The sequence below is a fragment of the Actinokineospora sp. PR83 genome (genome assembly GCF_021056305.1).
In the GTDB taxonomy this organism is placed as follows: Bacteria; Actinomycetota; Actinomycetes; order Mycobacteriales; family Pseudonocardiaceae; genus Actinokineospora; species Actinokineospora spheciospongiae.
In genome coordinates this window covers 79419-94352 of record NZ_JAJCXD010000015.1, presented here as the reverse complement: position 1 = coordinate 94352, position 14934 = coordinate 79419, and the positions used below count along the sequence as shown (strand labels likewise).

Below are 14934 nucleotides of genomic sequence, written 5' to 3'. Positions count from 1 at the left end.
GTGATCGGGGTGAACGGCGGTGTGAACCCCGTTGTGCCCGGCCCGCGGATGTGACCAAGGTGGACGGACGCACGACCCACAGCCATCGGAGGACCGCACGATGTTCCGTTCCACTGCCCGTGGTGCCGCGATGACCGCCCTCGCCGCCGCCGCGCTGTCGGCTTCGGCGATGACCGCCACCGCGGCGCCCGACCCCCACGGGTACCTGATCGTCCCGGTGCACAGCGAGAAGTGCCTCGACGTGCTGGGCGCCAACCCCGGTGACGACGCCGACATCATCCAGTCGACCTGCGACGGTCGCGTCAGCCAGCGCTTCTCCGCCACCTCGGCGGGCAACGACACCTGGCTGTTCTCGTCCCGGGCGACCGGGAAGTGCTTCCAGGTGGCGCCCGCGGGCCACGAGGGCGGTGACGTCGTGCAGCGCTCCTGCGACGGCAGCCCCGTCCAGCGCTGGCGGGTCGAGGGCGAGGCCGCGCACGGGCACCGGATCGTGTCCGACTTCACCGGCCTGTGCCTGGAGGTGGCGTACGCCTCCCCGGAGGACGGGGCCGAGGTCCGCCAGTACCCCTGCCACGGCCAGGCCAACCAGCGCTTCTCCTTCGACGTCGCCCCCGTCTGACGCGGGGTCCGACCGGATGTGACCGGTCGACGACGCGACCGCCGCGCCGGGCCCGACCGGCGCGGCGGTCGCGTGCGGTCCTCGGACGCCCCCGGACGCCCCCGGACGCGGTGGTGCCCGGTCGGCACGCGGCCGACCGGGCACCACCACCCGGCGAGGGCTCTGCTCAGCCCGCCAGCTCCAGGATGACCTGGGTGAGGCGCTCCGGCGCCTCCAGCGGCAGCATGTGCCCGCAGCGCGGCACGCTCTCGAACCGCGCGTTGGGCAGCGCGTCGGCGACGGCGGCGCCCAGCTCCGGCCTGATCACGGTGTCGGCGTCGCCCGCCAGGACCACGGTCGGGACGGTGACCGAGGCGAGGGCGGCGCGGAAGTCCATGCCCCGACCGGCGGCGAAGAACGCGGCGCGGGTCTTGCGGTCGATGGCGGCGAACATCCTGCGGTTGGTCTCGCTCACCGACGGCAGCGGCTCCGGGCCCAGGGTCGAGCCGAGCATCTTGCGGCCCAGCGGCGCGCGGCGCAGCGCCCAGCCGAACACCGGGTTGCCCATCAGGCTGATCTCGCTGTCCGGGGCGTCCTGGTCGTGCGCGGCGGTGGCGAACAGGGCCAGCGCCCGCACCCGCACCCCGGCCTCGGCGGCCTTGGCGGTGAGGTACCACTGGGCGGCGAACCCGCCGCCGGAGTGCCCCGCCAGCACGGCGTCGCGGGCGTCGACCGCGGCGAGCACGTCCGCGAGGTCGAGGCCGAGGCGCTCGACGGTGATCGGCGCGGAGCCCAGCGTCGAGGCGCCGTGGCCGCGGTGGTCGTAGGAGACCACGGTGTGGCCCGCGCTCAGCAGGCGGCGCTGCACGCCTGCCCACGCCTCGCGGCCCGCGGCCCAGCCGTGGCTGAGCACGACCGTGCCCAGGGAGGGGCCCACCGGGGTGGCGACGGTGACGGCGATCTCGGCGCCGTCGGAGGTGCGGACCGTGGAGTCGAGCGGGCCCGAGGTGGCCGTCTTGCCGCTGAGCAGGGCGTTGAGCCGGGTGAACGCGCCCTGCGCGCCCTCGGAGTGCTGCTGACCGACGTCCGACAGCTTCGAGATGACCTTCATGAAGCCCTGCGGGGCGGCGTTGAAGTGCATCGACAGCTTGGTGCGGTTCCCGGCGGCGGGCTCGACGGAGAACTCGCAGGACCCCAGGAACGAGCCGGAGACGTAGTCCGCGGCGATCCGCCTGCCCGGCTCCACGGTGGTGGTGCGGGCGATGAACTTGAACTTGGGGCCGCCCTGGTCGACGCCCTTGGCGTGCACGGTCACCTCGGTCTCGCCGAGGAGTTCCTGCGGCGGGCGGGCCCCGGCCTTGAAGGTGTTCTTCGGGGTCCACCACCTGCCGCCGCCGTTGAGCTCGCTGACCAGCTCGGCCCAGACCTCGTCCGGTGTGGACTCGATGTAGTGGGTGTCGATGATGTCGTACGTGGGCATCGTGTGCCTCCCTTGAGCAGAAGGGGTGGGTGCCTCCTCTCGGGAGGCGGGGGAACGGGGCGAGGGCGCGGGGACCGCGCCCTCGCCGGGGATCAGCCGAAGAAGCCCTGACCCGGGGTGAGGACGTGGTCCGGGTCGTAGCGCCGCTTGGCCGCGAGCAGGCCGGGCCAGGCAGGGCCGAAGTGCCGCTGCCACTGCGCGCGGGTCATGCCCGGGATGGCGCCGACGAGGTACCGCTTGCCGCCGAGGGCCACGGCCCGGTCGTAGAGCCTGCGGTTCTGCTCCAGCATCGCCGCGATCCGGGTCTCCCCCGGCGGCGGGAAGCGCAGCAGGTCGAACAGGTAGACGATCGGCTCGTCGGCCCGGGAGAACAGCGGCTGCCTGACCTTCACGGTGTTGATCGGCGACAGAACCGAGAAGCCCGCGCCCAGGTCGGCGGGGGTCAGCTCGGGCACGACCGACTCGACGAACCGCTTGACCGTCGAAGCGGGCATGATCAGGCTCAGCCACGGGTGCGGCTGGGCCATGAAGTCGTTCTCCTTGAGGAAGTCCTCCCAGGCGTTGGCCCGGAACACCCAGTCCAGGTACGGCAGGGGGTAGATGTCCGCGGCCGACCGGACGTCCCGCAGGCCGTTGAGCAGGGCGGCCTGGTCGGGGGCGGCGGCGTAGGACACGGCCTCCAGCCGGTACCACCAGCCGGAGTCGTCCGGCTTGCGGGCGAGTTCCCCGGACTGGTGCTCGAAGCGGCCGTCGCGCAGCAGCTTCTCCTGGTCGGCCAGGAAGGTGCCCAGGTCGTCGTAGAACAGGGAGAACACGAGCGCCGAGGTCGGCGCCGGGATCATCTTGACCCTGAGCCTGGTGATGACCCCGACCTGGCCGCCGCCCGCGAGCGCGGCGTGGAACAGGTCCGCGCGGGTGGTGGGGGTGGCGGTGAGGACGCGGCCGTCGCCGGTCACGACCTCGATCTCCTGGACGGTGTCGGCCTGCAGGCCGTACTTCGCGGTGCCGCCGCCGATGCCGCCGACGCTGACCGTGCCGCCGATCGACAGGTGCAGGTAGTCGGTCAGCGCGGGCGGGGTCTTGCCCTTGGCGTAGCCCGCGGTGACCAGCTCGCCCCAGGTGACGCCGGGGCCGACCACGGCGTAGTTGCTGCCGATGGTGTGGATCGTCGCCAGCGCCTTGGCGTCGATGGACACGCCGCCGCGGACCTGCGCCTGGCCGTAGCAGGAGTGCGACTCCACGTCGCCGTCCCGGCCGCCCTGGCCGTTCACCGCGACCTTGAGGCCGAGGCGGCGGGCGTACTGCACGACCTTGACGACGTCGGCGACCGACCCGGGCCGCAGCACGGCCTTGGGCAGGTCGTGCACCAGGCCGCCGAAGTCCTTGCCGAACGCGGCGAGCGCGCCGGGGCTGTACTCCAGCGTCCCCTCCAGGCGCGGGGCCGCCACCAGGCCCGGGGTCCGGGTCGCCGCGTCCGCGGTGACCCAGGAGCCGGTGACCGTGCTGAACCCCGCCACCGCCGCCCCGACACCGAGGCCCTTGAGCAACCCCCGGCGGCTTAACGCAGGCTTGTCCGTGTCGATCCTGCCCATGTCCCTGTTCCCCTCTACGCCTGAGCCGTGATGGGGCTCTGCTCACCGATGAGCGTGGTGACCTGGTAGGACTCCAGGTCGAACTTCTTGGTCTCCTTGCGGAACCGCCAGGTGTAGGTCGGCCAGATCGAGGGGTTGCGGCCGTGCGCGTCCTGGTACCACGATGCGCACCCGCCCGCGGTCCAGACCGTGCCCTCCTGGAGCTTGCCGAGCTTCTCGGTGAAGGCCGCCTGCGCCTGCGCGTGCACCTCGACCGAGGCCAGGCCGCGGGCGTCGATGACCTTCAGCGCGTCGAGCACGTAGTTGAGCTGCGCCTCGATCATGACCGTCTGCGACGAGTGCCCCAGCGTGGTGCCCGGGCCGAGCAGCATGAACAGGTTCGGGAACCCGCTCACGGTGGTGCCCCGGTAGCCGGTCATCCCGTTCTCGGCCCACTCCTTGCCCAGGGTCAGGCCGTCCTTGCCGGTGATCCGGGCGGCGAACGGGCGCTCGGTGGCGGCGAAACCGGTGGCCAGGATGATCGCGTCGACCTCGCGGGTGGTGCCGTCCGCGGTGGTGATCGAATTCGGCCCGACCCGGGTGATGCCGTCGGTGATGAGCTGGGCGTTGTCCGCCTGGATCGCCGGGTAGTAGTAGTTCGAGAACAGCATCCGCTTGCAGCCGACGGTGTAGTCCGGGGTGAGCTTGGCGCGCAGCTCCGGGTCGGCCACCGACTTCGCCAGGTGCTTGGCGGTCATGCCGCCCAGGGTCTTCTCGGCGATCGGCGGGCGGGTCATCATGAACGCCAGGACCTCGCGGCCCCACTGGTTGAACCCGCGGCGGAAGCTCTGGTAGCCGGGGACCCTGCGGAACATCCAGCCCTTGAGCTTGGAGGTGGGCTTGTCGTTCTTCGGGCCGATCCAGGCGGGGGTCCGCTGGTGGACGTGCAGCTCGCCGACCTTCGGCTGGATCTTCGGCACGAACTGCAGCGCGGAGGCGCCGGTGCCGATGACCGCGACCTTCTTGCCGTCGAGGTCGTAGTCGTGGTCCCACCGCGAGGAGTGGAACATCGTGCCCTGGAAGTCGGTCAGACCGGCGATGTCCGGGACCACCGGGTCGGACAGGTAGCCGGTGCCGGTCACCAGGACCTGCGAGGTGTAGTCCCCGGCGGTCGTGGCGATCCGCCAGACCTTGGCCTCGTCGTCCCAGTCGGCGGCGACGACCTCGTGCCGGAACCGGATGTGCGGGCGCAGCCGGAAGCGGTCGGTCAGGTCCTTGAGGTAGGTGAACAGCTCGTCGCGGGTGCCGAACGTCTTCGACCAGTTCGGGTTCTGGGCGAAGGAGAACGAGTACAGCAGCGCCATCACGTCGCACTCGGCGCCGGGGTAGCTGTTGTCCCGCCAGGTCCCGCCGACCTCGTCGGCGCGGTCGAAGAGCAGGAAGTCGTCCACGCCGGACTGCTGGAGCCGGATCGCCATGCCCAGCCCGGAGAAACCGGTGCCGATGATCGCGACCTTCACGTGGGGGGTGCGCTTCCCGTTGCCGCCGCTGGAGACCGGGCCGGCCGGGGAGTCGATCGTGGAGTCGGTGATAGTCACGGCAGACCAGTCCTCAGGCGTTGCGGTGCAGGACGATGCGGAAGTTGTTGAACACCTTGTCTTCCAGGGTGTACGCGAAGATGTCCAGGTAGCGCTCGAAGCGCTGCACGACCTCTTCACCGACCATCTCGACGGCCTCGGGGCGGCGCTCGGCCAGGTTCTCCAGCCACGCCCGGCAGGCGCGGGAGAAGGTCTCGCGCTCGTTGCGCAGCTCGATGATCTCGAACTTGCCCTCGAACGACTGGACCAGCTCGTTGGTGTGCGGGATGTAGCAGCCCTCGAACTCCTCGCGCTGCAGGAACTTCAGGTCGTCGATGAGCCGGCGGGTGATCCGCGGCGACTCGATGGTCATCATGTGCAGGACCAGGCGACCGCCCGGCTTGATCAGCGAGTGGCACTGGTTGAAGAAGGCGCGGAAGCGGTTGACGCGCTCCTTCGGGGTGAGGCTGGACAGCACGAAGTGCTCCAGGGCGTTGACGCAGAACGCGGCGTCGTAGGGCTCGTCGGTGCGGTGGTCCTCCCAGCTCTCCACCTTGATCTCGACCTTGTCGTTGCCGAGGGAGTCGACGTACTCCTTCTGGCTGCGGCTGAGGGTGACGCCGACGGCCTTCTGCACGCCGTGCTTGTCCACCGCTTGGGTGAGCATGGTGCCCCAGCCCGAGCCGATGTCGAGGACCTTCTTCGCGCCCACGGCACCGGCGGCCTCGATGAAGGCGTCGAGCTTGCGGTACTGGGCCTCGTCGTGGGCCTCGCGCAGGTCCTCGCCCTCGTACCAGTAGCCGCCGGAGTACATCATCGCCGGGCCCAGGATCAGGCGGTAGAAGTCGTTGCTGACCTCGTAGTGGTGGCGGATCGCGTCGACCTCGGGGTTGATCTGCCTGGTTTCGAGGGTGGTCATGGTGGCCTTCTTCCTTGTCGTGGCTCCGGGGCGCGGCTGGCGGCCTCCTCAAACTGGGGATGAGGTAATCGCGGCGGGCGCAACAGCCGCGCAAGTCCGGAAACCGCCCCCCGTTGCGCTCTCACCGGTGGTGAGACGCGCGAACACGTGTTGCGTCGGACTTGCAGCCGGTGTCGTAGAACAACCCTCGACGAGGTTTCAAGCGGTCTTGCGGAACCCACGGTGAGGAGAGGCATGTGAACGACTCAGTTGCGTGGCGACACATCACGCCGAAGGTTGAGGCGATCAACCATCGGATCAGGGAGCTGGAGTGGGAGCCCGCCCGCCGCAACAACTTCGTGGCGTACACCCCGGAGGTGGGCACCCCGTACGTCCACCTCGACGGCGAGCGGTTCCTGATGATGTCCGGCTACGGCTACGTCGGCCTCAACGGCGACCCCCGGGTGCTGGCGGCGGCCAAGGCCGCGGTCGACACCTACGGCACCGGCACCCCCGGCGTCCGCGCGCTGGCGGGCACCGTCCCGCTGCACGAGGAGCTGGAGGCCGAGATCGCGAAGTTCTTCGGCCGCGAGGGCGCCCTGGTGTTCAGCTCCGGCTACGCCGCCAACGTCGGCACCATCGGCGCCCTGGTCGGCGCCGGGGACACGATCTTCCTGGACAAGCTCGACCACGCCAGCATCGTCGACGGCGCGCAGCTCAGCGGCGCGAAGCTGACCCGCTTCCGGCACAACGACCCCAAGCACCTCGACAGCCGCCTGGCGGCCGCCGACAAGTCCGGCACGCTGCTGGTCATCGTCGACAGCGTCTACTCCATGGACGGCGACATCGCGCCGCTGCCGGAGCTGCGCGAGGTCTGCGACCGCCACGGCGCGCTGCTGATGGTCGACGAGGCGCACGCCCTGGGCACCATCGGCGCCACCGGTCGAGGAATCGAAGAGCACTTCAACTACGAGGTCAAGGCCGACATCAAGGTCGGCACGCTGTCCAAGGCGGTCCCGTCCAACGGCGGCTACCTGTGCGGCTCGGAGGCGTTCCTCCAGTACCTCAAGCGGCTGGCCCGGCCGTTCCTGTTCTCCGCCGCCCTCAACCCGGCGGCGGTCGGCGCGGCCCTGGAGACCATCCGCATCCTGGACAAGGAGCCGTGGCGGGTCGCCCACGCGCAGACCGAATCGGCCCGGTTCCGCTCGATCGTGCAGGAGGCGGGCTTCGACACCGGCCTGTCGCAGACCGCCGTCGTGCCGCTGATCGTCGGCTCCGACGAGAACGCCTGGGACTTCGCCACCGCCTCCCGCAAGGCGGGCGTCATCGGCCTGCCGGTGATGACCCCGGCCGTGGAGAAGGGCCGGGCCCGGCTGCGCATCGCCATCACCGCGGCGCACTCGGAGGACGACGTGGACGCGGGCGCCGAGGCGTTCATCACCGCGGCCCGCCAGCTCCGGCTGATCGGCGGCTGAGGCGACCATGGGCACGACCGAGATCGCGGTCACCGGCCTGGGTGTGGTCACCCCGGCGGGCTCGACCGTGGAGGACTTCTGGACCACCGTGGTGGCGGGCAAGTCCATGGCCGCCGACCTGGTCACCGACGAGGACATGAGCAGGATCGGCACGCGCTTCGGCTGCGCGGTGCGCGGGTTCGACGAGGTCGGCATCCTCACCAAGAAGGAAGCCCGCCGGATGGACCCGTTCGCCCGGTTCGGCGTCACCGCCGCCCTGGCCGCCTACCGCGACGCCGGTTCCCCGCAGCCGGACCCGGCTCGCACGGCCATCGTGGTCGGCAACGCCGTCGGCGGCCGCCAGACCACCGACGCCGAGGTCGGCAACTACTTCCTGCACGGCCCGGCGAAGGTCAACCCGCTGCTGCCGCTGGTGTCGATGCCGAACGCGGCGGCGGCCCTGCTGGCCATGCGCCTGGGCTGGCACGGCCCGGCGCTGACCATCGCCACCACCTGCGCCAGCGGCGTAGACGCGATCGGCCACGCCATGCTGATGCTGCGCGACCGCCGCGTGGACGTGGTCATCGCCGGTGGCGCCGAGTCCACGCTGAGCCCGGTCACCCTGGCCGCGTTCAACAACCTCAACGCCGTCTCCTCCCGCAACGACGCCCCCGAGCTGGCGTCGCGCCCGTTCGACGTCGACCGCGACGGCTTCGTCATGGGCGAGGGCGCGGGCTTCGTGGTGCTGGAGCGGCTGGAGGACGCCAAGGCCCGCCAAGCGCACGTGTACGGGCTGGTCTCCGGCTACGGCTCCAGCGCCGACGCCTACCACCTGGCCATGCCCCTGCCGGACGGCTCCGCGGCCATGGCCGCCATGCACGGCGCGATCACCGACGCGGGCCTGTCGGTCTCCGACATCGTCCACGTCAACGCCCACGGCACCTCGACCCCGCTCAACGACCGGGCCGAGGCCCAGGCACTGGCGAAGGTCTTCGGCCCCGCGGGCCCGCCGGTCACCTCCATCAAGGGCGTCATCGGCCACCTCATCGGCGCGGCGGGCGCGGTCGAGGCCATCGCCACCCTCCTCACCCTGCGCGACGGCCTCATCCCGCCCACGGCCAACCACGAGACGACCGAACCCGGCCTGGAGATCGACGTGGTGCACAAGGCACCCCGGCAGATCACCCCCGGCCCCGCCCTGTCGAACTCGTTCGGGTTCGGCGGCCACAACGCCTGCCTGGTGGTGAGCCCCGCATGAGCCTGGAATCCAGCTTCGAGCACGAGGTCTCCGCGACGGAGCTGACCGAGTTCCGCTCGGTCGTCCGGTCGCCGTTGGGCTCCGGTGCCGAGGGCGCGTCACCGCTGCACGCTTTCGTGTTGGCGCACCAGGGCTTCGACCTGACCTTCGACAAGCTGGCGGTCACCGGGGACGTCTCCCGGGTCCACGTCAGCCAGGAGATCACCGTCCACCGGCCACTGGTCGCCGGGGAACGGGTGACGGTCACGACCGGGGCCCTGGGCGGCAAGCCCGAGGGGGCCGGGGTCCGGATCGCGCTGCGGGGCGTCATCGAAGCCGAAGACGGCACGGTGGTCGCCTCCCTGGTGACCGGCGCGGTGCTCTCCGGCGCCACCGGCCCGGAGGCGTTCGGCGAACTGCCCCGCTACCCGGTGCACCGGGGGACGGGGGAAGCCGTCACGGTCAGCCTGACCATCCCGGAGGACATGGTCCCGCGCTACGCGGTCGTCGCCCACGACGAGAACCCCATCCACCTGGACCCGGAAGCCGCTGCCGCGGCCGGGTTCCCGGGGGTGATCGCGCACGGGATGAGCGTCCTGGCGGTGGTGACCGAGGAACTGATCGACCGGTTCGCCGGTGGGGACGCGTCGGCGCTGAAGGGGATCGGGACGCGGTTCTCGAACCCGGTCCGGCCGGGGGTGCCGCTGGAGGTGACGTTCCAGCCCGGCGAGGACGGGGTGGTGGCGTTCACCGTGCGCACGCCGGAGGGCATCGCGCTCAAGGCGGGGTGGGCGCAACTGGCCGTGTAGTGCGGACCTGACGACGACACCGGATGGCCTGGCGGCTGTTCGGTGTTGTTGTCGTTGCCGGGGTCAGCGGTAGTCGGTGGGGGTGCAGCCGGTGAGGGCGCGGAAGTCGCGGTTGAGGTGGGGCTGGTCGGTGTAACCGCAGCGGTGGGCCACGTCGGCGAGGGATGGGGCGGTGGGGTGGTTCAGGAGGGTGACGGCGCGGTGCAGGCGGGCGACCCGGGCAACCGCCTTGGGGCTGAGGCCGATCTGCTCGCGGAAGCGGGTGCTCAGGTGCTGCCGGGTCCAGCCGATCTCGTCGGCGACCGCGGCCACTCGGATGGGGTTCTTCGCGGTGAGGAGGCGGAGGGCGCCGTGGATGGGGCGGCTGAACACGGGGCCTGCGCAGAGTCGGGTGCTCAGGTGGCTGTCGAGGGTGGTGAAGCACGTCTGCCAGTCGGGGGATTCGGCCAACTGTTCGGTGAGCAGTGCGGTGTCGCCCAAGAGGTCGGACAGGGGGAGGACGGTGTTGGCCAGCTCCTTGAGGGGGAGACCGAAGAGGGCGTGGGCACCCGCGGGGGTCAGGGCGACGACGATGCCGCGGTTGGCGCCGCCCTGCTCCACCACCAGGGGGCGGTCGCGCAGGCCCATGACGGGGGAGGCCGGGAAGTCGGCGCCGTCCTGGCTCCGGCGGAGGGGCGGGGCGGCCAGGTCGATCGTCACGGTGACGGCGCCCAGGGGGGTGATGCGCCAGGGGAGCGGGTCCGAGTCCGGGAAGTCGTGGGCGGTGTAGGTGAGGACGTGGTCGGCGAGGCTCGGGTGCGGGGTGGCGAAGACCCGCTCGGCCGGAGCCCGCTCGACGTCCCGGCGGGCCACCACCAGCGACCAGCCCGCGCCCATGGCCGCACCTTACCTTTGTCCAATACGGCGTACCGGGGATTTCGTAGGTTCCTCGCATGGGTGAAGTAGGGGAGTTCAGGTCCACCGCGGGGCGGGAGCGGTACTTCGCCGCCTACGACCTGGCGATGGCGGAGTGCCCGCCACCGGACGAGGTGCACGACGTGGTGACGGCGCACGGCAGCACGCGGGTGTACCGGTTCGGGAGCGGCGGGGCACCGGTGGTGCTGCTGCCCGGGATGCTGGGGACGGCGGCCTGCCACGCGGAGCTGATCCCGGCGTTGGGACCCGTGTACGCGGTGGACACGTTGGGAGAAGCCGGAAGGAGCGTGCAGACCGCGCCGTTCGTGGACACCGCAGACCGGGCTCGGTGCCTGGACGCGGTGTTCGAGCGGCTGGGGTTGACCGGGGTGCACCTGGTCGGCGGGTCGACGGGCGGGTGGCACGCGGTGAACCAGGCGGTGCACGCGCCGGATCGGCTGGCGTCCATCAGCCTGCTGGACCCGACGACGGTGACCTCGGGGTTCGCCCTGACCGCCCTCGGGTACGGGGTGCTCGGCGGCTTGGTCAATCGGGACTGGGTGTGGCGGCGGTTCCTGCGGTGGTCGGCCGGGGCCGACGTCACGGACCGCGCCGACGCGCGGCTGGTGTTGGCCGGTATCCGGGAGTACCGCGTTCGGGTGCCGTTCCAGGTGCGGCCTTCGGCGGAGCAGATCAGCGCGTTGCCGGTGCCGGTGCTGGCGATGTTCGCCGCCCGCAGCGCCGTGCACGACGGGGTTGCTGCTGCTCGGTTGCTGGCGGACCTGCTGCCTGCGGCTGATGTCGAGGTGCTGCCGGAGGCTGGGCACTTCGTGTACCTGCGGGCATCGGATCGGGACCGGATCGCTGAGCGGGTGCGCGGGTTCGTGGGGCGCGCGTAGCGCGGTCGGGGGAATGTGCCCATGCCCAGGACAAGCCGCGGCGGCGGTGGCTATCGTGATGGCACTGGTACGGAGCGTGAGGGGGCTGGCGATGTACATAGACGAGGGCGCGGGAGCACCACTCGACGCCATCGGCAAGTCGATCGACGCCTTCGCGGGCGCCGCCGCCGCAGGCCAGTTCGCCGTCAACCGAACAGGCGGCGACGCCCTGCTGGCGGCGATCAAGAAGATGAAGGACTGGATCGACGACAAGCAGACCGACCTGGGTGTCCTGGAACAGGAGCCGATGCTCGGCGCCAGCAACGCCGCGCAGGTGATGAAGCCGTTCGTTCAGCAGGTGGCCACCGACGCGCAGGGGTTCATCACCCAGCTCCGGGCTTTTCGTGTTTCGTTGGAGCAGGCCGAAGTCGCGATCGGCCAGGCGATGGCAAACTATCGTGAGGCCGACGAGGAGAGTACGCGCAAGTTCGCGTAAAGGGGTGTGATCCTGTAGTGAGGCGTCCGCTGGTGGGTGTCGTGTCCGCCGCTGTGCTGCTGGGTGGTCTCGTGGGGTGTTCGCAGGAGACACCGGGGCGTCCGGTCGTGGAGGCGACGAGTACGACCGACGCGCCTGCCACCGGTGGTTCCGGCGAGTCGGGCAGTCCGAGTACGACTTCCCCGGACTCCGGGGGTGGTTCGCTGGCTTCGCTCGACCCGTGCGAGATGCTGACCGATTCGCAGAAGAGCGAGTTGGGGGTGACCGGGCAAGCGGAGCCGGACGAGACCACCTCCGCGAAGTACTGCAAGTGGCGGGTGGATGCCAATCCGGCTGTCCCGGGCGGTTACCAGTTGGCACTGGCGGTCTTTCCGGAGCTGGGACTTGATCGGGTGAACGCCGTGGGGGAGAAGACTCCGGTTCCAGTGGGCTCCCGGCGGGCGATCCAGTCTCTCCGCGCAGGCGGCGGCGTGTGTGCGATTTCGATCGAGGTGACGGCGACCTCGCGGGTCGACGTGCAGGCGTCCGGTGGTGACGGCAAGGCGTTGTGCCCCGCGGCCCTGGACGCCGCCAAGGTGGTCGAGCCCGAACTGCCGTAGAAGCCACGGTCCCGCGCCGATGACACCTGGCGCGGGACCGCGGTTCGGCAGGTCACAGGCCGCCGGTCTGGAGCATCAGGTTCGGCGTGCCCGCGGGGGCGCCGACGACGACTCCGGGGGAGCCCGCGGCGACGATCCAGGAGTTGAGGGTGGCGCTGGCGACGTCGCCCTGGCTGCTCTTGACGAGGGCGGCCACGCCGACCACGTGGGGGGTGGCCATGGAGGTGCCGCTGATGGTGTTGGTGCCGCCGTTGAGCCAGCTCGAGGTGATGTCGACGCCGGGGGCGTAGATCTCGACGCAGCCGCCGACGTTGCTGAAGTAGGCGTTGGTGTCGGTGCTGTCCGTGGCGGCGACGGTGGTGACGTTGGCGGCGCTGGCGGGGGAGAAGGAGCAGGCGTCGGCGCCGTAGGAGTTGCCCGCGGCGATTCCGGTGAAGACGCCGCTGTCGGCCATGCGGGTGGCGGCGTCGTTGACCGACTGGTTGTAGCCGCCGCCGAGGGACATGTTGGCGACCGAGGAGGGGGCGTGGTTGGCGGTGACCCAGTCCATGCCCGCGATGACCCCGGACCAGGTGCCGCTGCCGCCGCAGCCGAGGACTCGGACGCCGCGGAGTTGGACGTTCTTGGCGACCCCGTGCGTCGCGCCGCCGATGGTGCCCGCGACGTGCGTGCCGTGGCCGTTGCAGTCGTCGTTGCTGCCGTCCACTGAGTCGTAGGCGTTCTGGCCCCGGCCGGTGAAGTCGGGGTGGTCGGCGTCGATGCCGGTGTCGATGACGTAGGCGGTGACGCCGGTGCCGTCGGCGTTCCAGGTGTAGCTGCCCGACAGCGGGAGGGTGGGCTGGTCGATGCGGTCGAGGCCCCACGGCGGGTTGGGTTGGGTGCCCGCGGTGGTGCGCACCTCGGCGTCCTGCTCGATCCGGGCCACGGTCGGGTCGGCGCGCAGGGCGTCGAGCTGGGCCTCGGTCAGCTTCGCCGAGAAACCGTTGAGGGCCGCCGAGTACACGTGGGACGGGGTGATCGCCAGCTCGGCGGTGACCGACGCGGTGCGCGCCCCCGCCGTGTCCTTCAGGGTGACGATGTAGCTGCCCGGCACCCCGTTCGCCGTCGCCTCGATGACGCCGAGCAGGGGGGTGTGCGCGGCGGCGGGGGTGCTCAGACCGAGGACGGTGAGCGCCGCGGCGAGCAGGACGGGGACGTTTCTTCGCATGGCGGGAGGCCCTCTCACTGGAGCTGTTCGCGGTGGCAGGGGTACGAACAGGCGCTGGTGTAGGTAATTTTCCGATTGCTCATGCAAGGTGACAATCCGCCACGTGGCCGATCGTCGGCCGCGGGCGTGCGGCCGTACGGTGGCCCAGAACGCGAAATCGCCCGCCCCCGGGCGGGGACGGGCGATCGATGGTGCTGGGGCTCAGCCGACGGCGGCCATGTTCTCCACGACGCCCGCGTTCTCCGCGGCCTGGCGCAGGTACTCCTGGGGGCTCATGCCGCGCACCCGCTTGAACGCGGTGCTCAGCGCGAACGAGCTGCCGTAGCCGACCTTGCGCGCCACCGACCCGATGGTGGCGTCCTGCTCCCGCAGCAGGTCCGCCGCCAGCGCCAAGCGCAGGCTGGTGAGGTAGTTCATCGGCGGTTCACCGACCAGCGCGGTGAAGCGGCGGGCGAGGGCGGCTCGGGAGACGCCGGAGGCGGTGGCCAGGCCCGCGACCGTCCACGGCCGGGCCGGTTCGTTGTGCAGCATCCGCAGGGCCGCGCCGACCACCGGGTCGTGCTGGGCCCGGTACCACGCCGGGGCGCCCTGGCCGGGGGCGGCGAGCCAGGCGCGCAGCACGCTCACCAGGACCAGGTCGAGGATGCGGTCGAGGACCAGTTCCTGGCCGGGGTCGGTCTTGCCCATCTCGGTTTCCAGCAGTTGCACCAGGGCGCTGTCGCCCGCCTCGATCGGGCGGACCAGGACCTGCGGCAGGGCGCCGAAGAGGCGTTGGCCGATCTCGCGCTGCATCTGGTAGGTGCCGCTGAGCATGACCGTCTCGCCGGTGCTGTTGTCGCCCCAGGTGCGCACGCCGAGGGACTTGGCGTCGCCGATGCCGCGGCCGTCGACCGTGGTGCAGATCTGGCCGGGGGAGATGATCACCTGGACGGGGGTGCCGGGCTTGTCGCTGATCGTGTACGGGGTGGGGCCGCGCAGGATGGCGACCTCGCCGACGCTCAGCGGGACCGGCTCGCCCCCGTCGGGGAGGATCCACGCGCTGCCCTTCACCAGGGTCACCAGTGACAGCGGGGCCCGGTCCTCGATGCGCATCGACCAGGGTTCGCTGAGGATCGAACGGAGCAGGAAGGCACCGCGAGCCCGGGGGCCGTCCAACAGCCCCGTCAGGGTCTCGTCCGCCAGCGTTTGCATCACACCATCCTAGACGGTCAGCCATTGCGCGAACCCCGGGCGCGG

The 14934-nt window shown here is 71.3% G+C and carries 14 protein-coding genes; 7 read left to right on the top strand and 7 right to left on the bottom strand.

Annotated elements, in window-relative coordinates:
- The first annotated feature begins 100 nt into the window (after nucleotides 1-100).
- A complete protein-coding gene (locus L6E12_RS05160) occupies nucleotides 101-619 on the top strand; it encodes an RICIN domain-containing protein (protein ID WP_236226718.1) in 519 nt (172 codons plus the stop codon).
- A gap of 166 nt (nucleotides 620-785) precedes the next feature.
- Here L6E12_RS05160 and L6E12_RS05155 read toward each other — a convergent pair whose 3' ends face one another.
- From L6E12_RS05155 to L6E12_RS05140, 4 genes are all read right to left on the bottom strand, one after another.
- Nucleotides 786-2078 (bottom strand): alpha/beta fold hydrolase, encoded by a 1293-nt coding sequence (locus L6E12_RS05155; RefSeq protein WP_236226717.1) that lies wholly within the window; start codon nucleotides 2076-2078, stop codon nucleotides 786-788.
- A 92-nt stretch (nucleotides 2079-2170) separates the two neighbouring features.
- Nucleotides 2171-3670 (bottom strand): FAD-binding protein, encoded by a 1500-nt coding sequence (locus L6E12_RS05150; protein ID WP_236226716.1) that lies wholly within the window; start codon nucleotides 3668-3670, stop codon nucleotides 2171-2173.
- A 14-nt stretch (nucleotides 3671-3684) separates the two neighbouring features.
- Complete coding sequence (locus tag L6E12_RS05145) at nucleotides 3685-5247, bottom strand: NAD(P)/FAD-dependent oxidoreductase (protein ID WP_236226715.1); 1563 nt, start codon at nucleotides 5245-5247, stop codon at nucleotides 3685-3687.
- A gap of 13 nt (nucleotides 5248-5260) precedes the next feature.
- A complete protein-coding gene (locus L6E12_RS05140; protein WP_236226714.1) occupies nucleotides 5261-6145 on the bottom strand; it encodes a class I SAM-dependent methyltransferase in 885 nt (294 codons plus the stop codon).
- A gap of 236 nt (nucleotides 6146-6381) precedes the next feature.
- Here L6E12_RS05140 and L6E12_RS05135 point away from each other — a divergent pair, with 236 nt between their 5' ends.
- The 3 genes from L6E12_RS05135 to L6E12_RS05125 are packed head-to-tail and all read left to right on the top strand — an operon-like array spanning nucleotide 6382 to nucleotide 9624.
- Entirely contained in the window at nucleotides 6382-7599 is a 1218-nt protein-coding gene (locus L6E12_RS05135) for an aminotransferase class I/II-fold pyridoxal phosphate-dependent enzyme (protein WP_236226713.1), read from the top strand.
- A gap of 7 nt (nucleotides 7600-7606) precedes the next feature.
- On the top strand, nucleotides 7607-8836 hold the full coding sequence (locus L6E12_RS05130) for a beta-ketoacyl synthase (protein WP_236226712.1): 1230 nt from the start codon (nucleotides 7607-7609) through the stop codon (nucleotides 8834-8836).
- Nucleotides 8833-9624, top strand: coding sequence for a MaoC/PaaZ C-terminal domain-containing protein (locus L6E12_RS05125; protein WP_236226711.1), 792 nt, complete (start codon nucleotides 8833-8835; stop codon nucleotides 9622-9624). The genes L6E12_RS05130 and L6E12_RS05125 overlap by 4 nt, the downstream gene beginning before the upstream one ends.
- Nucleotides 9625-9687: 63 nt before the next feature.
- On the opposite strand, the gene L6E12_RS05120 is transcribed toward L6E12_RS05125, so the two are convergent.
- Nucleotides 9688-10500, bottom strand: a complete 813-nt coding sequence (locus L6E12_RS05120) for a helix-turn-helix transcriptional regulator (RefSeq protein WP_236226710.1) — start codon at nucleotides 10498-10500, stop codon at nucleotides 9688-9690.
- 56 nt (nucleotides 10501-10556) lie between these two features.
- Here L6E12_RS05120 and L6E12_RS05115 point away from each other — a divergent pair, with 56 nt between their 5' ends.
- From L6E12_RS05115 to L6E12_RS05105, 3 genes are all read left to right on the top strand, one after another.
- Nucleotides 10557-11417 carry an alpha/beta fold hydrolase gene (locus L6E12_RS05115; protein ID WP_236226709.1) on the top strand — a complete coding sequence of 287 codons (861 nt, stop codon included), beginning with the start codon at nucleotides 10557-10559 and terminating at the stop codon, nucleotides 11415-11417.
- A gap of 91 nt (nucleotides 11418-11508) precedes the next feature.
- Entirely contained in the window at nucleotides 11509-11892 is a 384-nt protein-coding gene (locus L6E12_RS05110) for a hypothetical protein (RefSeq protein ID WP_236226708.1), read from the top strand.
- 17 nt (nucleotides 11893-11909) lie between these two features.
- A complete protein-coding gene (locus tag L6E12_RS05105; RefSeq protein ID WP_308074159.1) occupies nucleotides 11910-12491 on the top strand; it encodes a DUF3558 domain-containing protein in 582 nt (193 codons plus the stop codon).
- A 52-nt stretch (nucleotides 12492-12543) separates the two neighbouring features.
- Here the strand turns inward: L6E12_RS05105 and L6E12_RS05100 are convergent, their stop codons facing one another.
- On the bottom strand, nucleotides 12544-13698 hold the full coding sequence (locus L6E12_RS05100) for a S8 family peptidase (RefSeq protein ID WP_236226707.1): 1155 nt from the start codon (nucleotides 13696-13698) through the stop codon (nucleotides 12544-12546).
- Between the two features lie 201 nt (nucleotides 13699-13899).
- Nucleotides 13900-14889: an AraC family transcriptional regulator gene (locus L6E12_RS05095; protein WP_236226706.1), complete on the bottom strand. Its 990-nt coding sequence runs from the start codon at nucleotides 14887-14889 to the stop codon at nucleotides 13900-13902.
- Between the last annotated feature and the right edge of the window lie 45 nt (nucleotides 14890-14934).